Annotated in this window: 24 protein-coding genes, 2 tRNA genes and 1 other RNA gene; 13 read left to right on the top strand and 14 right to left on the bottom strand. The window is 63.5% G+C overall.

All coding sequences use genetic code 11. The features are described from left to right. Positions 1–93 precede the first annotated feature (93 nt). Positions 94–579 carry a Dps family protein gene (locus tag AC1C2O_RS02150; RefSeq protein ID WP_495428791.1) on the bottom strand — a complete coding sequence of 162 codons (486 nt, stop codon included), beginning with the start codon at positions 577–579 and terminating at the stop codon, positions 94–96. 140 nt (positions 580–719) lie between these two features. Between AC1C2O_RS02150 and AC1C2O_RS02155 the strand changes: the two genes are divergently transcribed. Both AC1C2O_RS02155 and AC1C2O_RS02160 read left to right on the top strand, forming a co-directional pair. Continuing rightward, positions 720–1,256, top strand: a complete 537-nt coding sequence (locus tag AC1C2O_RS02155) for a gamma carbonic anhydrase family protein (RefSeq protein ID WP_495428792.1) — start codon at positions 720–722, stop codon at positions 1,254–1,256. A gap of 45 nt (positions 1,257–1,301) precedes the next feature. Next, positions 1,302–1,376, top strand: a tRNA-Ile gene (locus AC1C2O_RS02160). Here the strand turns inward: AC1C2O_RS02160 and AC1C2O_RS02165 are convergent. Further along, positions 1,374–2,210 carry a helix-turn-helix transcriptional regulator gene (locus AC1C2O_RS02165; protein ID WP_495428793.1) on the bottom strand — a complete coding sequence of 279 codons (837 nt, stop codon included), beginning with the start codon at positions 2,208–2,210 and terminating at the stop codon, positions 1,374–1,376. The two genes, AC1C2O_RS02160 and AC1C2O_RS02165, sit on opposite strands and share 3 nt — an antisense overlap. Positions 2,211–2,311: 101 nt before the next feature. Here AC1C2O_RS02165 and AC1C2O_RS02170 point away from each other — a divergent pair, with 101 nt between their 5' ends. After that, complete coding sequence (locus tag AC1C2O_RS02170) at positions 2,312–2,992, top strand: SDR family NAD(P)-dependent oxidoreductase (RefSeq protein WP_495428794.1); 681 nt, start codon at positions 2,312–2,314, stop codon at positions 2,990–2,992. A 28-nt stretch (positions 2,993–3,020) separates the two neighbouring features. Here AC1C2O_RS02170 and AC1C2O_RS02175 read toward each other — a convergent pair whose 3' ends face one another. Both AC1C2O_RS02175 and AC1C2O_RS02180 read right to left on the bottom strand, forming a co-directional pair. Continuing rightward, on the bottom strand, positions 3,021–3,320 hold the full coding sequence (locus AC1C2O_RS02175; RefSeq protein WP_495428795.1) for a hypothetical protein: 300 nt from the start codon (positions 3,318–3,320) through the stop codon (positions 3,021–3,023). After that, complete coding sequence (locus tag AC1C2O_RS02180) at positions 3,320–5,317, bottom strand: DUF262 domain-containing protein (protein ID WP_495428797.1); 1,998 nt, start codon at positions 5,315–5,317, stop codon at positions 3,320–3,322. Before AC1C2O_RS02180 ends, AC1C2O_RS02175 begins: the two co-directional genes overlap by 1 nt. Positions 5,318–5,495: 178 nt before the next feature. Between AC1C2O_RS02180 and AC1C2O_RS02185 the strand changes: the two genes are divergently transcribed. Continuing rightward, on the top strand, positions 5,496–6,269 hold the full coding sequence (locus tag AC1C2O_RS02185; protein WP_495428798.1) for a hypothetical protein: 774 nt from the start codon (positions 5,496–5,498) through the stop codon (positions 6,267–6,269). A gap of 188 nt (positions 6,270–6,457) precedes the next feature. Further along, entirely contained in the window at positions 6,458–6,961 is a 504-nt protein-coding gene (locus AC1C2O_RS02190; RefSeq protein ID WP_495428799.1) for a DUF3145 domain-containing protein, read from the top strand. 292 nt (positions 6,962–7,253) lie between these two features. Here AC1C2O_RS02190 and AC1C2O_RS02195 read toward each other — a convergent pair whose 3' ends face one another. The 6 genes from AC1C2O_RS02195 to aceE all read right to left on the bottom strand — a co-directional run bounded on the left by AC1C2O_RS02195 (position 7,254) and on the right by aceE (position 14,868). Next, positions 7,254–8,489, bottom strand: a complete 1,236-nt coding sequence (locus tag AC1C2O_RS02195) for a beta-ketoacyl-[acyl-carrier-protein] synthase family protein (protein WP_495428800.1) — start codon at positions 8,487–8,489, stop codon at positions 7,254–7,256. Positions 8,490–8,584: 95 nt separating this feature from the next. Continuing rightward, on the bottom strand, positions 8,585–8,833 hold the full coding sequence (locus AC1C2O_RS02200; RefSeq protein WP_495428801.1) for an acyl carrier protein: 249 nt from the start codon (positions 8,831–8,833) through the stop codon (positions 8,585–8,587). A gap of 68 nt (positions 8,834–8,901) precedes the next feature. After that, positions 8,902–9,903, bottom strand: coding sequence for a beta-ketoacyl-ACP synthase III (locus AC1C2O_RS02205; protein ID WP_495428802.1), 1,002 nt, complete (start codon positions 9,901–9,903; stop codon positions 8,902–8,904). Then, the gene (locus AC1C2O_RS02210) at positions 9,900–10,820 is read right to left on the bottom strand and encodes an ACP S-malonyltransferase (RefSeq protein ID WP_495428803.1); all 921 of its coding nucleotides are present in this window, start codon (positions 10,818–10,820) and stop codon (positions 9,900–9,902) included. Before AC1C2O_RS02210 ends, AC1C2O_RS02205 begins: the two co-directional genes overlap by 4 nt. Before the next feature lie 96 nt (positions 10,821–10,916). Further along, positions 10,917–12,110 carry a PucR family transcriptional regulator gene (locus AC1C2O_RS02215; RefSeq protein ID WP_495431645.1) on the bottom strand — a complete coding sequence of 398 codons (1,194 nt, stop codon included), beginning with the start codon at positions 12,108–12,110 and terminating at the stop codon, positions 10,917–10,919. A gap of 31 nt (positions 12,111–12,141) precedes the next feature. Further along, positions 12,142–14,868, bottom strand: coding sequence for a pyruvate dehydrogenase (acetyl-transferring), homodimeric type (gene aceE, locus AC1C2O_RS02220; protein ID WP_495428804.1), 2,727 nt, complete (start codon positions 14,866–14,868; stop codon positions 12,142–12,144). A 153-nt stretch (positions 14,869–15,021) separates the two neighbouring features. Between aceE and AC1C2O_RS02225 the strand changes: the two genes are divergently transcribed. Beyond that, a tRNA-Val gene (locus AC1C2O_RS02225) sits at positions 15,022–15,094 on the top strand. 16 nt (positions 15,095–15,110) lie between these two features. On the opposite strand, the gene AC1C2O_RS02230 is transcribed toward AC1C2O_RS02225, so the two are convergent. Then, on the bottom strand, positions 15,111–16,139 hold the full coding sequence (locus tag AC1C2O_RS02230) for an NADPH:quinone reductase (RefSeq protein ID WP_495428805.1): 1,029 nt from the start codon (positions 16,137–16,139) through the stop codon (positions 15,111–15,113). 72 nt (positions 16,140–16,211) lie between these two features. Beyond that, positions 16,212–16,712 carry a MarR family winged helix-turn-helix transcriptional regulator gene (locus AC1C2O_RS02235; protein ID WP_495428806.1) on the bottom strand — a complete coding sequence of 167 codons (501 nt, stop codon included), beginning with the start codon at positions 16,710–16,712 and terminating at the stop codon, positions 16,212–16,214. 137 nt (positions 16,713–16,849) lie between these two features. On the opposite strand from AC1C2O_RS02235, the gene AC1C2O_RS02240 reads away from it, so the two are divergent. Further along, complete coding sequence (locus AC1C2O_RS02240) at positions 16,850–17,608, top strand: SDR family NAD(P)-dependent oxidoreductase (RefSeq protein WP_495428807.1); 759 nt, start codon at positions 16,850–16,852, stop codon at positions 17,606–17,608. Positions 17,609–17,632: 24 nt separating this feature from the next. Here AC1C2O_RS02240 and AC1C2O_RS02245 read toward each other — a convergent pair whose 3' ends face one another. After that, on the bottom strand, positions 17,633–18,472 hold the full coding sequence (locus tag AC1C2O_RS02245) for an aldo/keto reductase (RefSeq protein ID WP_495428808.1): 840 nt from the start codon (positions 18,470–18,472) through the stop codon (positions 17,633–17,635). Between the two features lie 50 nt (positions 18,473–18,522). Between AC1C2O_RS02245 and AC1C2O_RS02250 the strand changes: the two genes are divergently transcribed. The 4 genes from AC1C2O_RS02250 to rnpB all read left to right on the top strand — a co-directional run bounded on the left by AC1C2O_RS02250 (position 18,523) and on the right by rnpB (position 21,762). Then, complete coding sequence (locus AC1C2O_RS02250) at positions 18,523–18,897, top strand: YchJ family protein (RefSeq protein WP_495428810.1); 375 nt, start codon at positions 18,523–18,525, stop codon at positions 18,895–18,897. Positions 18,898–18,942: 45 nt separating this feature from the next. Further along, positions 18,943–19,674: a zinc ribbon domain-containing protein gene (locus AC1C2O_RS02255; RefSeq protein WP_495428811.1), complete on the top strand. Its 732-nt coding sequence runs from the start codon at positions 18,943–18,945 to the stop codon at positions 19,672–19,674. Next, a complete protein-coding gene (locus AC1C2O_RS02260; protein ID WP_495428812.1) occupies positions 19,671–21,359 on the top strand; it encodes a bifunctional 3'-5' exonuclease/DNA polymerase in 1,689 nt (562 codons plus the stop codon). Before AC1C2O_RS02255 ends, AC1C2O_RS02260 begins: the two co-directional genes overlap by 4 nt. Positions 21,360–21,373: 14 nt before the next feature. Further along, an RNA gene (rnpB, locus tag AC1C2O_RS02265) (RNase P RNA component class A) lies at positions 21,374–21,762 on the top strand. A 144-nt stretch (positions 21,763–21,906) separates the two neighbouring features. Here the strand turns inward: rnpB and ppgK are convergent. Beyond that, a complete protein-coding gene (ppgK, locus tag AC1C2O_RS02270) occupies positions 21,907–22,653 on the bottom strand; it encodes a polyphosphate--glucose phosphotransferase (RefSeq protein WP_495428814.1) in 747 nt (248 codons plus the stop codon). A gap of 69 nt (positions 22,654–22,722) precedes the next feature. Between ppgK and AC1C2O_RS02275 the strand changes: the two genes are divergently transcribed. Further along, on the top strand, positions 22,723–22,962 hold the full coding sequence (locus AC1C2O_RS02275) for an SPOR domain-containing protein (protein WP_495428815.1): 240 nt from the start codon (positions 22,723–22,725) through the stop codon (positions 22,960–22,962). A 14-nt stretch (positions 22,963–22,976) separates the two neighbouring features. Beyond that, positions 22,977–24,314, top strand: coding sequence for a glutamine synthetase family protein (locus tag AC1C2O_RS02280; protein ID WP_495431646.1), 1,338 nt, complete (start codon positions 22,977–22,979; stop codon positions 24,312–24,314). Positions 24,315–24,318 lie beyond the last annotated feature (4 nt).

Genomic DNA, 24,318 nt, shown 5'->3' on the forward strand with positions numbered 1-24,318 from the left:
AACTTGAGGTTGAAAGTTTGAGCACACGCCGCTGCCTAGACATGGAAATGGGGCACCCGGACGAATCCCGGTGCCCCATTTCTGGAAGAGTTTTTACTCAGCGATGTGTGCGACGAGGAACCAACGGTCCTTCTCGAGGCCGCGCATGACCTCGATCGCGACGTCCTGGCTGGTGAGGTCGATCTCATCGAGGCCATCGATCGCGGCCTTTGCGTCAACAAGGATCGCGTCGATGTCTGCGATCACGTTGCGGATGAGTGCGCTCGACTGTGCGAATCCGGCCGGCACCTCAGATGCGGAGCCCTTGGCCGCGACAGCGCTTACACGCGCGTCGATCGGAAGCCCGAGAGCGACGATGCGCTCTGCGGCGGTGTCAGCGAAGTCGCCTGCGTGAGCGACGATCGTGTCAAAGAGCTCGTGCACTCCAACGAAGTTCGCACCGCGCACGTGCCAGTGCGCCTGCTTCGTGTTGATCGTGAGAGCCTGCAACCCGAGAACGACAGGGGAGAGGAACTGGGCCGCAGCCGCGGCAACCGTCGGGTCGCTGGCGGTGGTGGAAATCGTCTGTGCCTTGCTCATTTTCGCTCCTCCAGAACGGCTGTTTCGTGCCTGATGGATACAACGTTACTCAGCCTCAGACATTCCGCAAGCAAGCTGAGGCTCGGCTTATCGAGTCGAAATACCGCGGAATCATGCGGGAGTGAGGATAGTCTCGCCTCATGAGCATCTCGTCGTCAGCATCCGTCCTCGCCCTCCAGAACAAGATCCCGAGTATCGCAGACGATACGTTCGTCGCGGACGGTGCCCGTATCGTCGGCGACGTCACACTCGAGGCGGGTTCGAGCGTCTGGTACAACGCCGTGTTGCGTGGCGATTCTGCGGGGATCACTCTTGGACGCGGCAGCAACGTGCAAGACAACGTGTCGGTGCACGTCGACAGTGGGCATCCCGTACTCATCGGCGAAAATGTGTCGATCGGGCACAATGCCGTCGTGCACGGATGCACGATCGGCGACGGATCCCTCATCGGAATGGGGGCGGTCATCCTCAGCGGGGCGGTAATCGGCAGAGGCTGCCTGATTGCCGGAGGAGCGGTGATCCTCGGCGGGACAGAGATCCCCGACGGGTCGCTGGTCGCAGGCGTGCCCGCGAAGGTACGGCGAGAGCTCAGCGAGAAAGAGCGAGCGGGCCTCATCCAGAATGCGGAGATTTACCACGAGCACCTGAAAGCGCATCAGGACGCCACCGCGCTCTGAAATTGCACGACGACTCCTGCCACACCGATAAGCTAGGAAACCTGCGGGGCGGTGGCCAAGTTGGTTAAGGCAGCGGGCTCATAACCCGACGATTCGTGGGTTCAAGTCCCACCCGCCCTACAAAGATGCCGACTGTTGCAAGCCGACGACGCGCAGGAGATCGAGTTTTTGTTCGTCCTCCGAGCCTGGAACGGTCGAATAGACAACGATCCGCAGATCGCCGCTGTCCGGCACGCTGAGGATGTCGCAATCGACGGTGATGTCGCCGATGACAGCGGAGTGCACGACCTTCGTGCTCGAGTGCTGTTTGGCGACATCTGTGCGCGCCCACAGTTCGGCGAAGGACTCCGAATCGGCCAGGAGTCGATCGACTAGTCCGTGCAGTCTGGCGTCATCGGGGTACCGGCCCGTCACGATGCGAAGGTCGGCGACGAGCCCAGCAAGGAATTTCTCCTCGCCACCGTCATGGGTGACCAGAACGTTCTGGGAGACGAATACCCGCCAGAGCAGATTTGCCTCGTCGCCTGTGCGCAACGTCGGGTCGCCGAACAGCGCACCCCACAATGGGTTCGACCACAGCAGATCCTGCGCAGCACTGAAGATTGCCACAGGCAGAGAGCCGAGCCGATCGACGATCCGCTGCACGCTGGGTCCGATGTGCACGGGGATGGAAGTGGGACTCGGTACGGCCGCACCTGCGAGTCGATACAGATGGTCGCGTTCCTCATTGGTGAGCCGGAGTGCCCTGGCCAGAGCGCCGAGAAGCTGCGGAGAAGGGTTCGTCGCGCGGGCCTGCTCCAACCGCACCAGGTAATCGACGCTGACGCCTGCGGCCAGCGCGAGCTCCTCTCGGCGTAGTCCCTTCGTTCGGCGGTTCGGGCCCTGGGGAAATCCGATCTGCTCCGGTGTCACACGATCGCGCCAAGCGCGCAGGACTGTAGCGAATTCTTCCACCGTTCCATCATGCGTCCGATTCCGCCGCTATGGGTGGTCCTGCCAGACCCACTGTCAGTCGAGGCCTGGATGATCGCTCACATCGCGGTGAACCTGGAGACATGACAACAACACTCATCACAGGAGCCAATCGAAGCCTCGGACTGGAGACCGCACGACGGCTCGTCGCAGCAGGCCACACCGTGTACGCAGGAATGCGAGACCTTGCCTCCGCCGCTGACGCTGAACGGATCGGCGCGATCCCAGTCGCACTCGACGTGACCGACCAACACAGCGTCGACACGGCAGCCGCGGCACTTCCGGCGCTGGACGTGCTCATCAACAATGCCGGCATCCTGGGGCGCAGCCTCGCACTCGACGATCTGAACGCCGAAGTCATGCGAGAGGTGCTGGAGACGAACGTCGTCGGCATCGTCCGCGTGACGCAGGCATTCCTCCCCGCACTTCACCGCTCGAGCGCCCCGGTCATTGTGAACGTCGCTTCCGGAGTGGGCTCTCCGCGAAAGCTAGTGACTCCGGAGGCGGATGAGTATCCGGTGAAGGCAGTTCCGTACGCCAGCTCTAAGGCAGCTGTGATCGCACTGACGGTGCAGTACTCGAAATCTCTCCCGGAGTTCCGCGTCAACGTGAGCGACCCGGGGTACACAAGTACGGACTTCAACAATCACTCCGGCCATCAGAGCGTGACGGAAGGTACAGACGCCACCGTCATGCTCGCGCAGCTAGGAGTCGATGGCCCGACTGGAGCGTTCTTCGACCGTTCTGGTCAGATCGAGTACTGACCTCAGCGAGATCCGCGCAACGAGTCGGTCACAGCGGACGCGCGGTGACCGACTCGTTGCCGAGGTCTTTGCGCGCGGTGCGCAGGCACCTTGTGCACAGCAGCTCCACCGTGCGCGGATGGTTCTCGCCACAGGTGCAGTCGATCGTCACTCGCCACTTGGCGCGGCGACCACACGGGGCGTACGCCTCTTCGTCGCCATGGTCGCACTCGCATTCCTGGGGAGCGTCGTCATCCCAACCGAGCGACATATCGGCGAAGGCCTGGTCGAAGGGGTCGGCAGTGAGATCCGGCAGCGCCGGAACACGGGTTGGAACTTCTGGTCGCATCACATCACGTTGCCGATATACGAGTACTTCACGAACACCTCGGCGGCGATGCCCGACTCTTCCAACATGCCTTGCGCGGCGCTCATCATGTAGTTCGAGTCCCACCCCATGTAGAGGAAGTTCTCGTCATCCAGTGCATCCCACTGGCCTTTCCACGCCATCTCATTATAAATCGGACCGCCGTGCTTCGTGCAGTACTTGATGGCCGATTGGCGGTCATCGGTCCATGCACGCCGGAATACACGATTGAACAGCGCGCGAACGTCCTTGGTCTCCCAGTGCTCGCCGCGGTACTCGACATAGTCGAACTCACGATCCCATCCGGCCGGCCAACCGCGTCGGCGCACGGCATCCAGCACTGGCGTCAGCCCGTCGTCGTCGATCTCCGGAAGGGCTGGACGCGCCCAGATACGCATCAGGTCTGCGCTGAGTCGCACCGTACGCTGCGAGATCATCGCGGTGCCCCAGGTTGGCACGTCGACAAGCTGCTTTGTGGCCGCAACGGCGCTGCGCGCGTATGCATCCGTCCGCTTGTCCGGATACGAGGCTCCGAAGACCCGCTCCGCGAGCGACTGCTCCAGCAGCGTCAAGTTTCCGAGCGTCGGCGCCAGCGCACGGAGACTGTTCTGCTCATCGTCGGAGTACTCACTCCACATTCGCGTGCCATCCCCAGACCAGGCCTCGCCGGGAACCACCGGAGCGATGTGCTCGACGTCGTACGCCGAGGTGTCGTCGACACCTTCGAGTCGCCCCAGCACATACGCGGCATGGGGGAGCGCCACGTACTTCAGAACAGCGCTGACGCGCTCATCTGACGGCGTGATCCGTGCGAAGGCGCGCATGAGGGCATCTTTGCCCTCGGTGCGTGCGCGGCAGAGCCGGGCGATGAGTCGCTCGGTCGGCAGATTGACCAGTGCACGACGCAAATACATGGACTGGGTCCACTCCAGAGTTTCCAGCAGTTCGTCCCTGGTGATGAGCCCGCGGGCATGCTCGCTGTACGCGCTCATCGCCAGGGGATAGGCCGCTTTGCCGAAAGTGTTGATGTACCCGAGCTGACGGCGAAGCTCCGCATCCTTCTCTAGGGTCGGATCCAGCAGGATGCCGTAGATCGCGGCGTAATGACGCCAGATCTCGGCATCCGCCTGCAAATGCTCGACGTCCACGCGAGGGAACGACTGACGAAACGCGCTGTACACGCCGTGCTCGCCATTCGCCGCGACCTCGCGGCCGGTGGTCATCACCAGATAGTGCCGCCAGAACGCACCGATCGCTTCGCCGGTGTGGCGTTCGATCGGCAGCCAGAAGCGCTCCTCGACATCGAGCTGCTCCGCGTGGCTTAGGCCCATCAGGATGTAGTTGTGGATCAGCTCGTGATCGCGCAGCGGCTCGCCGGTGGAGTTCAAGCTTTCGAAGATTTGCTGCGCATTGGCATCGGCGCCGAGTGTGATCGACACATGCTCGAGCTTCTGCAACCCACGCCAGATTCCCGGCGCCTCGTCGGCGTGCACCTGACTGCGAAAGAACGCGTAGTTGTCATCGAAGCGGGACTCGCGCTCAGTGTCATCGCGGCGATCGAGTATGACCGATTCGTAGAACTCAGCCCACGCCTGGTGCGGACGCAGCTTGGTACGCGAGGCGTCGTCAGCGCGAACCAGAACACGCTCCAATTCAGCTGCCATCGTCGGGTCGGAGTCGCGGACGGCGTGCTGCAGTGCCGCGACAAGAAGCATCAGGGTGGTGATGCGCTGCTGGCCGTCGATGAGGATCAGATCCGTCTCGGAGGCGTCCTGAGCAGAGAGGATCGATCCGATGAAGTGGCGGTGCGTGTCGTCTTCTTGGGCGACGGCGCGGACGTCCGCAAGCAGGCGTTCGCATCCGCCGATATCCCAGCGATACTGCCGCTGATAGACCGGGACGACGATCGTCGTGTCGGATGCGGCAAGCCACTCGATCGTATTGACGGCGGTCGCTTCGACATTCGTGGCAGTTGCCATGTTCTTCGCTCGTGCTCCTCACAGCGGTGGGTTCCTGCGATCCACCGCCAACGAGTCTAGCCGTCACTGATTATTCTCCGGTCGTGCTCCATCGAGTGCTTGAGCCTCGATGTTAGGCTTGCCTAATCAGGGCCTGTTAAAACGTGCTGGCCCCCGATGAAAGGACATGACCTAGATCATGGGATATATCAAATCCGCAGCTCTTGAGGAAAAGGGCTTCGTCGTCCTCGACAGCTACAACCAGGCGCTCGACCCCAAAGAGTGGCTGGATATCGAGTACAACGACTGGAAGTCCTCGGGCGACACTCGCTTCGCACCGCTGGCAAGTGCCAAGGGTGAGATCGAGTGCAACGGCTTCTGGAACCACAAGCCGCCGCGCACCGATAAGGACGGCGTCTGGATCGACTCGCAGGTTGCCAAGGCTCCGAACCTCACCCGTCGTGCGCAGGAACCTGGCGCAAACGTCGGTCGCTGCCGCGTCATCGAGCTGCAGCCCACACCTTATGGTGACTGCCTCTACAACCTGCACCAGGACGACAACAACCGTCTGAACCCGGACGGCACCGGCTGGGTGGTGCGTGGGTTCTTCAACCTCACCGACGACAAGGACACCTTTTTCGTTCTGCGCGAGAACCGCACGGACCCGGCGGGTGAGGTGCGCATCGCGCTTCCGGCCGGCGCGCAGCTCATCGTCGACACACAGCGTCTCTGGCACGCCGCTACCCACACGGGCACCGAGCCGCGCTACAACCTCATCACCTCGTGGACGTCGGGCCCGGAGCTCGACGCCTACATCGAGAAGTACCACGGCACTGACGAGGTCGAGAACTACCACGTCCCGCAGGAGGTTCTTGAGGCCGGCTACGCAGAGCAGGCCCGCAAGGATGCCGCTCGCGACGCCTACTACGCAGCCAAGGGCCAGCAGGCCAAGCTGGCGATGAGCGAGGCGTAACCCTCCGTCGTGCGCTGAGTCTGTCTGAACGAAAGGAAGCCCCGGTCTGTAGACCGGGGCTTCCGCCATAATCACAAGCTTGTGATTTCCGGGCGACTGGGCGATAATCGCCATATAACTGGATACTCTCGCCACACTTCGTTGGCTTAGGTCGTTGGGGAAGACGCACCTGAAGAAACGGAGAGATCATGGCGACGGCTTACGCACGCGGAGTGGTGTACATCCACTCTGCACCTCGCGCGCTCTGCCCGCACCTTGAATGGGCGGTGGGACGCGCTATCGGTCGCGCGGTGAACTTCGACTGGGCTGAACAGCCCGTGCTCGGAGGGTCTCGTCGTGCCGAGTTCTACTGGGACGGCCCGGTCGGCACAGGCGCTGCTCTCGCGACTGCGATCCGTGGTTGGGAGCACTTGCGCTTCGAGGTCTCTGAAGATCCCACGCCACGCAGTGACGGCGGACGCTGGCTGCACACGCCAGATCTTGGCATCCACTATGCGCAGACCGATGCCGCTGGCAACATCGTCATCGGCGAGGATCGCATCCGGTACGCCATGGAGATCGCCGCCGGCAGTGCGGTGGAGCTTCAGCGTGAACTCGATGTCGCACTCGGTTCCGCGTGGGACGTAGAACTCGAGCCCTTCCGTCACGCCAGCGACGATTCCAGCGTCGTGTGGCTGCACAAGGTCGGCTGATCGCGTCTGACGAATTGGTCGGCTATCAAGACTCGGGCGTCGGGAGGCGTCAGTATCGGATGCCGGTGAGTGATCCCGGACTCTGAGAACGCGAATCCCGCCCCGTACGACGAAGGCCTCGCCCCGAATGAATCGGGGACGAGGCCTTTCGTCATGCTGCAGCGCGAGAGCGTGTCTCACAACTCGCGGGGAGTCAGGTTCGCGACCCGTCGCTTCTGTAGCAGGCGCGAGAGCGTGTCACAGAACCAACGGGTGATCGGGATGACGACCCGCCGCTTCTGTGACGCGCTCATCAGCCTTCGTAATCAGCGAACGCGGCGACAGCGTTGTGGCCGCCGAAGCCGAAGGAGTTGCTGATCGCGAGCTGCGGACCGTCACCGAGAGGCTGCGGGTCGCCGGAGATGAGCAGCGGAATCTCCGGATCCTGCGTGCTGAGGTTGATCGTCGGCGGGGCAACGCGGTTCTGAATGGCGAGGATCGTGAAGATCGCCTCCAGGGCGCCGGTGCCGCCGAGCAGGTGACCGGTGGACGATTTGGTCGCGGACACGGGGATCTCATGCACACGATCGCCGATGACGCTCTTCAGCGCCGCGTACTCGTTCGGATCTCCGACCGGGGTCGACGTCGCGTGCGCGTTGATGTGCGTGATCTCGTCAGGCCTGCGGCCAGCGGCGTCGAGCGCGAGCTTCACTGCCCGTGCGGCGCCCTCTGGGGCGTTCGCGGTGATGTGGAATGCGTCGGCGGTGACGCCACCGCCGACGAGCTCGGCGTAGATCTTCGCGCCGCGCGCCTTGGCATGTTCTTCCGTCTCGAGGATGAGCACAGCGGCGCCCTCACCCATGACGAATCCGTCGCGGTCCTCAGAATAGGGACGCGAAGCGGTCGCCGGGTCATCGTTTCGACGCGAGAGCGCCTGCATCGAGGCGAAGGATGCAATCGTGATCGGGTGGATGGCCGACTCCGTGCCTCCGGCGATCACAACATCCGCGAGCCCTGACTGCAGGTGCTCGTAGGCATTGACGAGAGATTCGGTGCTCGACGCGCACGCCGACGCGACAGTGCGGGCGAAGGCGCGAGCGGTGAAGTGAAGTGAGAGGTTGCCTGCAGCCGAGTTCGGCATGAGCATGGGCACCGTCATTGGCATGACTCGCCGGGGACCCTTTTCGCGCAGCGTGTCCCATGCATCCAACAGCGTCCACACGCCGCCGATGCCGGTCGCGAAGTCGACGCCGAGTCGCTCTGGATCGACATCGGGAGAGCCGGCGTCTGCCCAGGCCTCCATCGCCGCGATCAGCGCGAACTGTGAGGACGGGTCCAGCCGCTTGGCAACCGGTCGCGCCAGGACTTCTTCCGGGCGAACCATCGCCTCGGCAGCGAACGTCACTGGCAGCTCCAACTCGGCCACCCATTCGTGTTCCAGGGTCTTTCCGCCGGACATGCCAGCAAGAAGATTGGTCCAGTTTTCGGGGGCCGTACCGCCGATGGCTGAGCTGGCGCCGATTCCGGTGACGACGATGCGCTTGGTCATTGCGTGTAGTTCCTTGTCGAACGGGTGGTTCTCGAATGAAGGGGAGGCAGAGGATGCCACGCCCCGCGCGCGGCGAGGGTGGCATCCATCAGGTATTACTCCTGGCCGGCGACGATGAAGTTGACGGCGTCAGCGACCGTCTTGAGGTTCTTGACCTCGTCGTCGGGGATGGTGACGCCGAACTTCTCCTCGGCGTTGACGACAATCGTCATCATCGAGATCGAGTCGATGTCGAGGTCATCGGTGAAGGACTTCTCGAGGACGACCTCGGATGCCTCAATGCCGGTCTCATCGGTGACGAGCTCTGCGAGGCCGGCGAGGACCTCATCGTTGGTGAAAGCCATGTGGTTTTCCTCTTTCTTGCGGGTTGTAATCGGAACCGTTGAATAGTTTAGGCAACGGTAGACGTAGATCAGGGAAGGACGACGACCTGTGCCGCGAATACGAGCCCAGCGCCGAAGCCGATCTGGAGCGCGAGACCCCCCGAAAGCTCGGGATGTTCGGTGAGCAAACGGTGGCTTGCGAGCGGGATGGATGCCGCTGACGTGTTGCCGGTGGTCTCGATATCACGCGCGATCACCGTGGTCTCAGGAAGCTTCAGCTGCTTCGCGAACTCGTCGATGATGCGCATGTTGGCCTGATGCGGAATGAAGGCCGCGAGGTCGGATGCCTCGATTCCAGCGACGTCGAGCGCCTGGCGAGCGACCTTCGCCATGTCCCAGACGGCCCAACGGAACACCGTGGGGCCTTCTTGGCGCAGGGTCGGCCAGGGCGCCTGGCCGTCGCGGAACTCGGTGAGCGTGTGGTTCATCCCGACTGCGTCGGCTTTCGAGCCGTCAGAGCCCCACACGACAGGTGCGATGGCAGGAGTCTCGCTGGGGCCGATGAGTGCAGCGCCAGCACCGTCACCGAGAAGGAAGGAGATGCTGCGGTCCGCCGGGTCGACGACATCGGAGAGCTTCTCCGTACCGATCACGAGCGCGTAGTGCGCAGCGCCTGCGCGGATCAGCGCGTCGGCCTGGGCGATCCCGTATGCGTAGCCTGCGCACGCTGCGTTGGAGTCATAGGCCGCTGCCGGATTCGCTCCTACGCGGTCAGCGACGATTGCCGCAGCCGACGGCGTCTGCTTCGGGTTGCTGATCGTCGCCACGATGACGAGGTCGATCTTCGCCGGATCGATACCGGAGCGTTCGATGGCCTCTTTGGCGGCGATGGTGGCGAGATCGATCGCATCGGTCTCCGGTATGGCGCGTGCACGGGTGATGATGCCTGTGCGCTGGCGGATCCACTCGTCGCTGGAGTCGATCGGACCGATCAGGTCTTCATTTGGCACAGCGTTCTCGCCGCGCGCCGCACCGTAGGCGAGGATGCGGGTGTACTGCGGACCTGTGGATTGCTTCAATGTGGGGGTCATGCGGCTGCTCCGTTCAGCAGCCCAGCTGCTGCATCGAGGTCTTCCGGGGTCTTCACTGCGACGGTGGGAGTGCCACGCAGGCCACGCTTGGCGAGGCCAGCGAGCGCGCCGGCAGGTGCCAGCTCGATCAGGCCGGTGATGCCGTTGTCCGCGAACGACGACATGCACAGATCCCACCGCACCGGGGAAGAGACCTGGTTCACAATGAGTTCGAGTGCATTCGCGCCGGAGGTGACGATCGAGCCGTCCTTATTCGTCCAGAGCGTGGTCTGCGGGTCGCGCGGGGTGACATCGGCGACGGCGCTACGCAGCGCATCGACCGCCGATTCCATGTACTCCGTGTGGAATGCCCCGGCGACCTGAAGCGGGATCACGCGAGTGCCCTTGACGGGTTCCTCAGCGAGCTTGGCAAGTGCGGGCAGAGTTCCTGCCACCACGATCTGGCCGCCGCCGTTGTAGTTTGCCGGCGACAGTCCGAGTTCAGCGAGGCGAGCAAGTACTGTCTGCTCGTCGCCGCCGATGACCGCGCTCATCCCGGTCGGAGTCTGTGCCGCGGCATCCGCCATGGCGCGTCCTCGAACGCCCACGAGGCGCATCGTCTCTTCTGCCGAGACGACGCCAGCTTCTGCCAGCGCGGCGAACTCGCCGACAGAGTGACCAGCAACACCATCCGGAGTCCGCCCAGCACGCGCAGCGAGCGCCTGCGCGGCGACAAGGGAAGCGGCGACGATGAGTGGCTGCGCGATGCGCGTGTCCTTGATCGTGTCGGCATCCGATTCGGTGCCGTGCAGAATCAGATCGACCTCAGCGGCCTCGGAGTAGGCGGCGAGTCGGTCAGCGACACCATCCAGCTCGAGCCAGGGGGCGAGGAAGCCGGGGGTCTGTGAGCCCTGTCCGGGGCAAGCGACGACAATCACTTACCCAGTCTGCCAACGATCCGCCAGAACCGGTGGATGATTCATCACAAGATTGCGCAAATCGTTTGTGTGTGGCGTACAGCGGGTCCGGCAGTGTCAGCGTGCGCGGCGTCCGCTGGAGCGTCGACGCACCGACTCGGTGGTACCAATGGAGCCCAAAATCAACGCCGTCTGCAGAATCAAAGCTTCGCGCGGTCCGGTGGCATCCCAGCCGATGACTTCGCTCACGCGCTTGAGGCGGTAGCGCACGGTATTCGGATGCACGAACAACTCGCGAGCGGTCGCCTCGAGAGATCGACCGTTGTCGAGATAGCTCCACAGCGTGGTGACGAGGTCTGTGGAATGTGCCTGGAGCGGGCGATAGATCCGGTCGATCAGCGTCTGCTTCGCGAGTGGATCGCCGGCGAGTGCCCGTTCGGGCAGCAGGTCGTCTGCTTCAACAGGGCGGGGAGCGGTGCGCCACGCTCGTGCGACGGCGAATCCGGCCAGTGCTGCGCGGGCGCTCTGCCCGGCATCCACCAGCGCCGCCACAGGCGGGCCAAGCACGACATATCCGGGGCCGAACGACGGCTCGAGTCGCGTGGCGATCTCATCGAAGGAGAGATCGTCATCTTCCTCTTCGCGACCGGCGATCTGCGCGCGACCGAGTACGAGCACGAGGCGGGACCCCTGCACTCCGATGAGCACATCGACAGACAACTTCCGCGCCGTGCGACGCACGTGGTCGACATCGAACTGTGGCGGTGTGGTGCCGACAAGCACGCAGACCTCGCCGTGACCGTGCCAGCCGAGTGCGGCGATACGGCTGGGAAGCTCCTCATCGGCTTCGCCGGTGAGGATCGAGTCGACGACGAGCGCCTCCAGGCGCGCATCCCACAGTCCACGTGCCTCGGCAGCGCGTGCGTACACATCCGCAGCTGCGAAGGCGACGTCGCGGGAGTACAACAGAATCGCCTCGCGCAGGTTCTCACCCTTGCCGGCGATGCGCTCTTCCGTGATCGAGACGGTGACCCGGATCAGCTGCAGCGTCTGCGTAAGACTCACACTGCGAAGCAGTTCGCGCGGAGCCGCCGCGAAGATGTCGGCAGCGATCCACGGCGTCGAATCTGGATCATCGAACCACTGGATGAACGACGTGATGCCCGCCTGGGCCACCAGCCCGACCGCAGAGCGGCGGGCCGGTGGCATCTCGGCGTACCAGGGCAGCGTGTCTTCAAGGCGCTGAATAGTCGCCGTGGCGATGTCGCCGGAGATCCGGCGCAGCCAAGCGAGCGTCGTTGCCTTGTCCATCGATGTGGGAGACGATCCGGTCACCGGCGACTCAGCTATCGCCGCCGGCGTTCCCGCTCGTACCAGCATTGACGTTGTGCAGGTCGTACTTCGCGATCGCCTGAGCGATCACGGAGCGGTCGACCTGTCCCTTGTCAGCGAGGCCTTGAAGAGCGCGAACCGCCATCGACGGACCGTCGATCTTGAAGAATCGACGGGCAGCGGCACGAGTGTCCGCGAAGCCGAAGCCATCAGCACCGAGCGTGTAGTAATCGCCCGGGATCCACTGACGAACCTGATCCTGCACTGCGTGCATGAAGTCGCTCGTCGCGACGAATGGACCCTCAGCACCCTGCAGCTTCTGCGTGATGTACGCGAGGCGCGGCTCTTCCTCAGGGTGCAGGAAGTTGTGCTCGTCGGCGGCGAGGCCGTCACGGCGCAGCTCGTTCCAGCTGGTCACGGACCAGACGTCGCTGGCGACGCCCCAGTCCTTGGCCAACAGCTCCTGCGCCTCCAGGGCCCACGGCACGCCGACGCCCGACGCGAGCAGCTGGACGCGGGGGCCTTCGCCCTCGCCCTCGGCAACCCGGTGGATGCCCTTGAGGATGCCATCGACATCGACATTCTCGGGCTCAGCGGGCTGCTTGAACGGCTCGTTGTAAACGGTGATGTAGTACATGACGTCCGGGTCAGCGTGCGTTCCGCCGTACATCCGCTCGATACCGGCCTGCACGATGTGTGCGACCTCGTATCCGTATGCGGGGTCGTACGTGACCGTCGCCGGGTTGGTCGATGAGAGTAGCGGAGAGTGACCGTCAGCGTGCTGCGTTCCCTCACCGGTCAGCGTGGTGCGACCCGCGGTGGCGCCGATCACGAAACCACGCGCCATCTGGTCGCCTGCGGCCCAGAAGGCATCGCCGGTGCGCTGGTAGCCGAACATCGAGTAGAAGATGTAGATCGGGATCAGCGGCTCGCCGTGCGTCGAGTACGAGGTGCCGGTCGCGGTGAAGGCTGCAGTACCGCCGGCCTCGTTGATGCCGACGTGCATGATCTTGCCCTGCGGGCTCTCCTTGTAGGCAAGGAGCAGCTCGCGGTCGACGGCGGTGTAGTTCTGGCCGTTCGGGTTGTAGATCTTCGCCGTCGGGAAGTACGCATCCATACCGAACGTGCGCGCCTCATCCGGGATGATCGGCACGATTCGCTCGCCGAAGCCCTTGACCTTCATGAGGTCCTTGAGCATGCGGACGAACGCCATCGTCGTGGCGACTTCCTGGTTGCCAGAACCCTTCTTCGGGAACGCGTAGTCCTTGTCCTCGGGGAGCGTGAGCCCCACGTGGGTGGTGCGACGCTCCGGAAGGAAGCCACCAAGGTCATGACGGCGGTCCAGCATGTACTGGATCGTCTCGTCCTTCGCCCCAGGGTTGAAGTACGGCGGACGGTACGGGTCGGCTTCGAGCTGAGAATCCGTAATCGGAATCTGCATGGTGTCGCGGAAGAGCTTGAGGTCTTCCAGCGTCATCTTCTTCATCTGGTGCGTCGCGTTGCGCCCCTCGAAGTGCGGACCGAGGCCGTAGCCCTTCACAGTCTTCGCGAGGATGACGGTCGGCTGGCCCTTGTGCTCTGTCGCTGCCTTGTAAGCGGCATACACCTTGCGGTAGTCGTGGCCGCCGCGACGCAGCTTCCAGATCTGGTCGTCGGTGTAGTCCTTGACCAGGGCGGCGGTGCGCTCGTCGCGACCGAAGAAGTGCTCGCGCACGAAGGCGCCGCTCTCGGCCTTGTAGGTCTGGTAGTCACCATCCGGGGTGACGTTCATGAGGTTCAGCAGCGCACCGTCGGTGTCGCGGGCGAGCAGGTCATCCCACTCGCGTCCCCATACGGTCTTGATGACGTTCCAGCCGGCGCCGCGGAAGTACGACTCCAGCTCCTGGATGATCTTGCCGTTGCCTCGTACAGGCCCGTCGAGACGCTGGAGGTTGCAGTTGATCACGAAGGTCAGATTGTCGAGGCCCTCGTTCGCTGCGACCTGCAGCTGACCGCGCGACTCGACCTCGTCCATTTCGCCGTCACCGAGGAACGCCCACACGTGGGAGTCTGCGACATCCTTGATGCCACGGTTGGCGAGGTACTTATTCGTCATCGCCTGGTAGATCGCGTTGATCGGTCCCAGACCCATCGACACGGTCGGGAACTGCCAGAACTCCGGCATCATGCGCGGGTGCGGGTAGGAGGGGATGCCGTTCGGCGACGCGGACTTCTCCTGGCGGAAGCCGTCGAGCTGGTTCTCGCTCAGACGGCCTTCGAGGAAGGCCCGAGCGTACATGCCGGGGGAGGCGTGACCCTGGTAGAAGATCTGGTCACCGCCGGCCGCGTCGCCCTGCCCGCGGAAGAAGTGGTTGTGGCCGACCTCATACAGCGACGCCGCCGAGGCGTAGGTCGAGATGTGACCGCCGACTCCGATGCCGGGGCGCTGTGCGCGGTGCACGGTGATCGCGGCGTTCCACCGGATCCAGTGGCGGTAGCGACGCTCGAGTTCTTCATCACCGGGGAAGTCCGGCTCGTTCTCGGACGCGATGGTGTTGATGTAGTCCGTGGTCGGAACCATCGGGACGTTGAGGTGCAGCTCTTTCGAGCGCTTGAGCATGCTGAGCATGATCTCGCGACCGCGCCCCGGGCCCTTCACATCGACGAGCTCGTCGAGTGACTGCTGCCACTCGCCGGTCTCCTCCGGGTCACTGTCGAGGGGGCCCTGGGAGTACGGATCCTGGTCGTGAACGGTCACGTGGAGCCTTTCGTCAAGCTGGCAGGTCTTGCCAAGGAAACGGGAAGCGACGCGGGGAGCCTTGTCGGCTCGGCACAACGCGCGCCGCAATTAGCCTAGTCCTGTTCATCGGTGTCGTCGCACATCTTCGGCATGGATAGAATGGATGCACCAGGGCCTGTAGCTCAGCTGGTAGAGCGCCACGTTTACACCGTGGATGTCGTCGGTTCGATCCCGGCCGGGCCCACCGTATTAGTTCCAGCTCAGTCGTCGTCCTCCGTGACGCGAATGAGAACCTTGCCGATCGTGCCCTGTTGCACCGCGTCGTGAGCGGCGGCGGTCTCCTCTAATGGAAACCAGGTGAGGGGAAGCCCTGCTGCCGCACCGACGGGAAGCGCATCGTCCTCCAGAGCAGTCGTGATGTCTTCGACCGCCGCGGCGAGAGCCTCTTCTCCTACCGTGTACAGGAGCAATCCCTGCCAGCGGGCGTTCTTCGCGAAGGTTGTGATGATGGGGACCGTGATCGTGTCGCCCTTGTCGTTCGCGTAGAAGGCGATCGCACCGTGGTTCGCCAGCACAGCGACATCCAAAGCGGCGTTCATGGCGGGCGAGACCTCGACGATGTGGTCGACGCCCGATGGGGCGACTTCGAGAATTCGATCGGCCAGCCGGTCATCGGGATAGCGGAATACGTGGTGCGCGCCCGCGGCGTAGGCGAGCTCTTCCTTCTCGTCGCTGCTGACGGTCGTGAGAACCTTTGCGCCTGCCCAGACGGCGAGCTGGATGGCTGCATGGCCGACGGCGCCTGCTCCACCCTGAACGAGGACGGTCCGATCGGCGAGCGCGCCAGGGGAGAGCCTCGATGGGCCGTGCTCGTGGACGGTGAGCGCGCGATGCGCAGTCATCGCCGGTATGCCGAGACTCGCAGCGACGTCGAAACCGACCCCATCCGGAAGCCGGACGGCGCGAGCCGCGGGAACGATCGTGACGTCCTGAGCGGTCCCGGTCGGACGTTCGTGTGCCGCGAGGTATACCCACACGCGATCTCCGACCTGCAGGTCCCCGACATCGTCGCCGACCGCATCCACGATGCCGGCACCGTCCTGGTTCGGCACGACCTGATCGAATGGCATCGGCGTTCCCGAGGATGCTCGAGCCTTCCAATCAGTGGGATTCACGCCCGATGCGTGGATGCGGATGCGCACCTCGCCGGTGCCAGGCTGTCCTGCCTCGCGCTCGATCAACGTGAGCGTCTCTGAGTCGCCCTTGCCTGTGTACACGATTGCTCTCATGTGGAATGCAAGGCGGAGGCGCGTGCGGGTATTCCGCAATCAGGCCCCAGACATGCATGAGGCGGTGGGTCTTCAGCGAATTGCCCCTGCCGTGGGTTGCCATCCCTCTTCGTCACGAACGGCGCCGAGAATTCGCCGGCTGATCTCCTTCAGCTGCTTCATCTGCGATGTCGTCAGCGGATCGATAACCAGTCGTCGGACAGTTCTCACGTGCCCGGGGCTCGCTTGATCGACTTTCGCCAGCCCGGCCTCTGTGAGCACCGCAAGCGTGTATCGGCCGTCGGTGGGATCTGGTGTTCGCAGCACCCACCCGCGTTTCTCCAGGCGCGCGGCGGCGCGCGACAGCCTGGACAGCGAACTGTTCGCGTAGTCGGCGAGCACGCTCATGCGAAGCGTGATCTCGGGAGCATTGGCGAGGGCGTACAGGATCCCATACTCGAAGTGCGTCACCTCTGAGTCGCCGAGCAGCTGGGCATCGAGCGCGGCAGGCAGCCACTCCAGGACGGTGGCCAGAGACGACCAGGTCTCCAGGTCATCGTCGCCGAGAACCGTGGGAACAGTGTGATCTGACATGTCAGCAGACTACGCGAAGCGCGGGGCCGCCGGCGGGCGTTTAACTTACTCAGGAAAGTTATGGTGGTAAAGTTTGACTTGACTGAGCAAGTGAATGGAGCATTGTGGAATTGAAACTAGGCGGCAGAAGAGCGTTCGTGAGCGGGTCGACGCAGGGGATCGGATACGCGATCGCGAGGGGGCTCCTCGCGGAAGGAGCGTCCGTCGTCATCAACGGGCGAAGCCAGGACAAGATCGACCACGCGGTACGCGAGCTGCGGGTGGGGAACCCCGAGGCGCTCGTCTCAGGGATCGTCGGCGACTTTGAAGACCCACGGCAGACCGCACAGTTGGTCGATGCCCTCGGCGATATCGACATCCTGATCAACAACGTTGGTCGCTTCGAACTCGCACCGTTCGAAGGCATCGCCGATGATGAATGGCAGCGCTACTTCGACATCAACGTCATGAGCGGCGTGCGATTGTCACGCCAGGCATTGCCGAGCATGCTCGAAAGGGGATGGGGTCGCATCGTCTTCATCGGCAGCGAGTCCGGGGTGAACGTCCCCGCAGACATGTTGCACTACGGGGTGACGAAGGCGGCGATGCTTGCCCTGAGCAACGGCCTCGCCAAGCTCACTCGCGGCACGGAAGTGACGGTGAACACGATCCTCGGCGGTCCGACCTACTCCGATGGCGTTGCAAACACGGTCGACCGGATCTCGCATGCTCAGGAGATGTCGACGGACGCACTGAAGGATGCCATCATCGCGGGAAATACGACATCCCTGCTGCAGCGGTTCATCGAACCCGAAGAGATCGCCAACCTGGCGCTCTACCTGGCGAGCCCGCTCTCGTCAGCGACGAACGGCGCGGCGCTGCGCGCTGATGGTGGCGTGTTGACAACGATGATCTGATCGCCCGGATGCTGGAAGGCCGGCTCAGGACTCCTCGTGCGTACGGGGGTCGGCGTCGAACAAACGGCCGTCGGCCCGTCCTAGCGCTGTAATCGCCGTGACCTCAGCGTCATCGAGAACGACGGATGCCGCCGCGAGGTTGGCCTGCTGATGCTCGAGCGAAGATGCCTTGGGAATCGCGACGGTCTCGCGCGCCACGTGCCAGGCGAGAATCGTTTGCACAGGGGAGATGCCGTGAGCCGCGGCGATCTCTGTGATCACCGGCTCTTGGATCAGCTCTCTGGCGCGACCGATAGGGCTCCATGCCTCAGTGATGATGCCGTGCTCGCGGTGATAGGCGAGCTGTTCTTCCTGCGGGAAGTACGGGTGCAGTTCGATCTGATTCACCACCGGCCGCACGCCGGTCTCGCGCTCAATGCGTTCGAGATGCTCGGGGAGGAAGTTCGACACGCCGATCTGACGAACGACGCCGCGCTGCTGCGCATCAACCAGTGCGGCCCACGCCTGCACATACTCGTCTTGGATCGGGTTCGGCCAGTGGATGAGATGCAGATCTGTCACATCCACACCGAGACGGAATCGGCTCTCCTCGATGCTCGTGCGTGCCTTTTCGAACGGGTGATGGCGACCGGGGAGCTTCGTAGTGACGATGACTTCGGCGCGGTCAACGGTCGCATTCGCTGCACCTCGCCCCGCCGTGCCCTCGTTCTCGTAGTTGAATGCGGAGTCGATCAGTCGATAGCCGGCGTCGATTGCAGCCGAGATCGCGGCTGCGCCTGCGTCTCCGTTCAGGCGATACGTGCCGAAGCCGATCGCGGGAAGTTCGAATCCGTTGTGGGCGGTGCGGGTGGGAAGCGTGGTCATCTGTAATCTCCTTCGACGTCTGCAATCAGCGTACGCGGCACAATGGACTCATGCGCTGTCCCTGCCTATCCGGCGACACATACGAGTCGTGCTGTGGTCCTATCCACGCGGGCGACACGATTGCGCCCACCGCCGAGCGGCTCATGCGCTCGCGCTTCACTGCGTTCGCAGTGGGGGATGCCGAGTACCTCCTGCGCTCATGGCATCCATCGACACGGCCCGCAGAGATCACACTCGACCCGGCGGTTCGCTGGACGCGGCTGGATATCCTCGACACTGAATCCGGCGGACCGTTTGACACGACAGGTGTTGTCGAGTTCGAGGCGTTCTATCGGGAGGACGGGAAGCAGGCATCCCAGACTGAGCGGAGTCGGTTCGTGCGAGAGAACCGGATCTGGACGTATCTGGATGGCGCACCCGGCTGACCGAGCCGAACGGCGGATGTCCCCGCCCACGGGTAGATTGGACATGTGAACGCCAGCCCAGAGCACCAGCGCATCCTTCTCGACGTCGCCGACCTGGATCGGCGCATCCAGCAGGCCGAGCGCGCGCGTACGACGCCACCGCAAGGGCCGCGAATCAACGAGCTGGTGAAAGAGCGACAAGAGCAGCTGCGTGAGCTGACCACTCTGGCCGGCACTCGTGATGATGCGCGCACCGAGTTGACTCGGATCGAGTCTGACGTCAAGGTGGTCGAGCAGCGTCGCACGCGTGACACAGATCGATTGGCATCGGCCACGAATGCGAAGGATGCGCAGGCATTCGAGAGTGAACTCGCAAGCCTCGCCAAGCGCGTCAGCGACCTCGAAGACATCGAGCTTGAGGTGATGAGCAGGGTTGAAGACGCAGACGCTGCGGTCGCCACCCAACAGGCTCTTATCGACGTGATCACTGCTGAAGGATCAGAACTCACCGCACAGGCGAAGGCCGGGGTAGCGGCTGCAACGACTGAGATCGAACACCTCACGCGCGATCGCGAAGCGATCAGTGCAGCGATCCCGGCAGAGCTACTGGCCGACTACACGCGACGCGCATCGCGTGGCATCGGCGTAGGTCTGTTGCGTCGTGGCACCTGTGAAGGCTGCCGCATGATGCTCTCCGGCACTCATCTCAACGATGTCCGTCGAGCTGCCCCTGACGCCGTACTTTCCTGCCCGGAGTGTGGCGCCATCCTGGTGCGCACCGACGAATCGGGCTTGTGACCCCACCTGTCGTGATCCTGTTGGCAGCAACGGGATCTGGCGACTTCATCACCGTCGAACTCGACGGCGAAGGAACGGAGATCGAGCGCACGGGTGTACTTCCCGCTGATCTCGTTGACTGGGTGCGTGACGCGGAATTCACTCGCGCACCACGCTGGGTGATCCGCAGTGCCCGCGAGGTCTACCCGCGACTTCTGGCCGAGGGTGTGCAGCTCGCGCGAACGCATGACCTGCTGCTGTGCCACGCGATTCTTCGTGACACCGACCGCGTGGCACGTCCGCTCGCACCTTCCGCGGATTGGTTCTCGCGGGAGCCGGATATCGACATTCCCGCACCCGCGCTGTTCGATGTGATCGACGAGAAAGCGACCGACTCGGTTGCGGATCTTCTCGATCAGTACGCGGAACAGCGTCGCGTTATCGCGGCGGATCGCACAGGGCGTCTCAACCTACTGTGCGCGGCAGAGTCTGCCGCCGGTCTCATCGCGGAAGAGATGCGGGCCGCTGGCCTTCCATGGGATCCGGGTGAACATGACCGGATCCTCACGGAGGTGCTCGGGGCGCGACCCGCTGGTGGCGGACTGCCCGCCCATATGGCCGAGCACGCTGACACGGTGCGGTTCCATCTGGGAGATGCGCAATTGCACCTCGAGAGTCACGTGAAGATGTTGCGCGCACTGCACCGGGTCGGGGTGAACGTTGAGTCGACCAGCCAGTGGGAGCTCAGCGAAATCTCTCACCCGGTCATCCCGCCATTGCTCGCCTACAAGAAGCTGTCGCGGCTGCTGAGTGCGAACGGCTGGACGTGGCTCTCCGAGTGGGTGCACGACGGACGATTTCGCCCCGTCTACATTCCTGGCGGCGTCGTCACCGGGCGATGGGCTTCCGCCGGCGGGGGAGCGTTGCAGCTTCCTCGCATCCTGCGACCCGCAGTACGAGCCGATCCGGGATGGACGTTGATCGTCGCTGACGTGGCGCAGCTCGAGCCACGAATGCTGGCAGCGATGGCGCAGGACAAGGTCATGGCAGAAGCGGCGCGTGGCCGTGATCTTTACGAGGGGGTCGTTGCGTCCGGGGCGGTGAAGACGCGCGAAGAAGCAAAATACGCGGTCCTCGGTGCGATGTACGGAGCGACGACCGGCGACAGTGGGCGGCTCGTTCCTCGCCTGCGCAAGGTGTATCCGCGGGCGATGCGCCTCGTGGACGAGGCCGCACGCAAAGGTGAGGGCGGCGGAGTCGTCTCGACCAGTCTCGGGCGATCCTCACCAGCCCCCGATGCGGCCTGGACGGCTCAACAGTCCGATGCCACCGGCGCTGATGTCGATCCCGCGACGGTGAAGCAGGCCAGGCAGCGCGCCAGAGAGCGGGGTCGATTCACGCGGAACTTCGTCGTGCAGGGCACCGCAGCGGAGTGGGCGCTGATCTGGTTGGCAGAGATCCGGCATCGGCTGCGGCAGCTGCCTGCGGCGCAGACGGCTGCCACGGCATCCGGCCCTTTCGCAACACATGCGCACTTGGCATTCTTCCTCCACGACGAGGTGATCTTGCACGTCCCCGAGGAGCAGGCGGATGCCGCGGCAGACGCCGTCAGGGAAGCTGCGAACATCGCGACGAGGCGCTTGTTCGGCTCGTTCCCCATCGATGTGCCACTCGACTTGCAGATCGTCCAGACTGCTGAGAAGTAGACTTGGCACGCGAATGGGTCAGCCAGACGGTCGCGTTGCGGGAAACCGCACCGAGGAACGTCCGGGCTCCACAGGGCAGGATGGTGGGTAACACCCACCCGGAGCAATCCGCGAGACAGTGCCACAGAGAGTAAACCGCCTCGCCGACACCGAGCTTGTCTCGGAGGCGTCGAGGTAAGGGTGAAAGGGTGGTGTAAGAGACCACCGGGGGTCATGGTGACATGACCTGCCAGGTAAACCTCGTCCGGAGCAAGGTCAGACAGAGGATGTTGACGCGGCTCGCCGAGTCCTCGGGTAGACCGCTAGAGCGGCGCGGCAACGTGTCGCGTAGAGAGATGGCCGTCGAAGGGAATCCCCGAGAGGGGCCCCGGAACAGAACCCGGCGTATCGGCTGGCCCATTCGCCTCACAACATGAAGAAAGAGCCCGACCATCGGTCGGGCTCTTTCTTGATGGGTTCAGGAGCCAGACGGGCATTTGATCCAGAGGGGCCACGCGCCCAGAGGCTCCGGACAGCGCGTCAGCGATGTCTGGAGTGGGCGTGGGGATCAGTCTCCGGCGAGGGATGCCGCGCCGATGATGCCCGAATTGTTACGGTGGATCGCTGGGACAATTGGCGTTTTGAGCTCCAGCAGCGGAAGGAAATCGGCGGCGTTCTTCGAGACTCCGCCGCCGACCACGAACAGGTCAGGGCTGAAGAGGAACTCGATGTGTGAGTAGAAAGCCTGCAGGCGCTCGGCCCACTCAGCCCAGCTGAGGCCCTCCCGCTCGCGCGCCGAGGTCGCGGCCCAGTGCTCTACCGAGTCGTGGCCGGCGAAGTTCAGGTGCCCGAGTTCCGTATTGGGAACCAACACGCCGTCGTAGAGGAACGCAGACCCGATACCGGTACCGAGGGTCGTCAGCAGGGTGAGACCGGAGACATCCCTGGCTGCGCCGTGACGTGCTTCTGCGACGCCTGCGGCATCGGCGTCGTTCACGAAGATGATGTTGCGGTTCAATCCGTCACGGAAGAACTGCTCCGCCTCGAAGTTCACCCATTCCTGGGAGACGTTTGCTGCAGACAGTGTCTTTCCGCGCTTGACGATGGCGGGGAATGCCACGCCGAGGGGCACCGTCAAGTCCTTCACGTCAAGCTTCTTCAGTACGGTTTGCACTGCCTTGAGGACATCCTGCGGTGATGCGCCCTCGGGAGTTGGGACACGCACGCGGTCGGATGCCATCGTTCCGTGCTCGAGGTCGACGATGCCTGCTTTGATACCTGTGCCGCCGATGTCGACGCCGATCGCTTTTGCCATGTCCAATAGCCTACCGAGACTGCCTTGCGACAGTAGGATCGTGACAGATGCTTACGAAGGGAGCGGGTCATGTCTGACGGCAAGGATGTGTATATGTCTAACGGCGAACGCAAGTATTGGTACAACAGCAATACGGGCGAGGTTGAGTACGGGTACATCTCACCGGCCGTCAACCGAATCGGCCCCTTCGATACCGAACAGCAGGCTGCGCACGCATTGCAGACACTGCGCGAGCGCTCTGAGGCCTGGGCTGTCGAAGAAGCGATCGATGAAGACTGGCGCAAGGCGACCGAAGTTGATGGGAAGTAGAGCGCCACATGAGCATGGATAAGCAGCGAGATTTCGTGCTGCGCACGATCGAAGAGCGCGGCGTGAAGTTCGTCCGTCTCTGGTTCACAGATGTGATCGGCACTCTGAAGTCGGTGGCTATCGCGCCCGCCGAAGTCGAGGGCGCCTTCGCAGAGGGAATCGGATTCGACGGTTCGGCGATCGAAGGTCTGACGAGAACCTTTGAGTCGGATTTGCTCGCCCAACCAGACCCGACGACGTTCCAGACTTTGCCGTGGCGCGGTGAAATCGACCCGACGGCACGCATGTTCTGCGACCTCACCACGCCGGATGGTCAGCCGGCCGTTGCTGACCCGCGGCATGTTCTCAAGCGCACGTTGGCCAAGGCCGGGGATGCCGGGTTCACGTTCTACACGCACCCCGAGATCGAGTTCTACCTCCTCAAGTCATCGGAGATCGGTCCCGACGGGCCGGTGCCGGTCGACTCCGCCGGATACTTCGACAACGTTCCGGGTGGCACCGCTCACGACTTCCGTCGTCGCTCCGTGCGGATGCTGGAAGACCTGGGTATCTCGGTCGAGTACAGCCATCATGAGGGCGGCCCTGGCCAGAACGAGATCGACCTGCGCTACGCCGATGCTTTGGCGACAGCAGACAACATAATGACCTTCCGCACCGTGATCAAAGAGGTCGCGATCGAGCAGGGCGTGTACGCGACGTTCATGCCGAAGCCGATCAGCGACCAGCCCGGCAGCGGCATGCACACTCACATGTCATTGTTCGAGGGCGATCAGAATGCCTTCTGGGAAGAGGGCGCCAAATATCAGCTTTCCAAGACCGGACGTCACTTCATTGCGGGGCTCCTGAAGCACGCGAACGAGATCGCTGCCGTCACCAACCAGTTCGTCAACTCGTACAAGCGGCTCTGGGGCGGCGACGAGGCGCCGAGCTTCGTCACGTGGGGTCACACCAACCGCTCAGCGCTGGTGCGTGTGCCGATGTACAAGCCCCACAAGAGCCAGTCGTCTCGCGTCGAATACCGTGGACTGGATTCCGCCGCGAACCCGTACCTCGCGTACGCACTTCTGCTTGCCGCCGGTCTCAAGGGAATCGAGAACGAGTATGAACTGCCGCCCGAGGCGGAGAACAACGTGTGGTCGCTGAGCGACGCCGAACGCCGTGCTCTCGGTTACTCGTCTCTGCCTGCCAGCCTCGACCACGCGCTGGAGTACATGGAAAGCTCTGAGCTCGTTGCGGAGACGTTGGGCGAGCAGGTCTTCAACTACGTGCTACTCAACAAGCGCAAGGAGTGGGAGGCCTACCGTGGTCAGGTCACTCCGTTCGAGCTGAAGAGCAACCTCGAGCTTCTCTGAGCCT

Source organism: Microbacterium sp. Y355 (assembly GCF_059445345.1).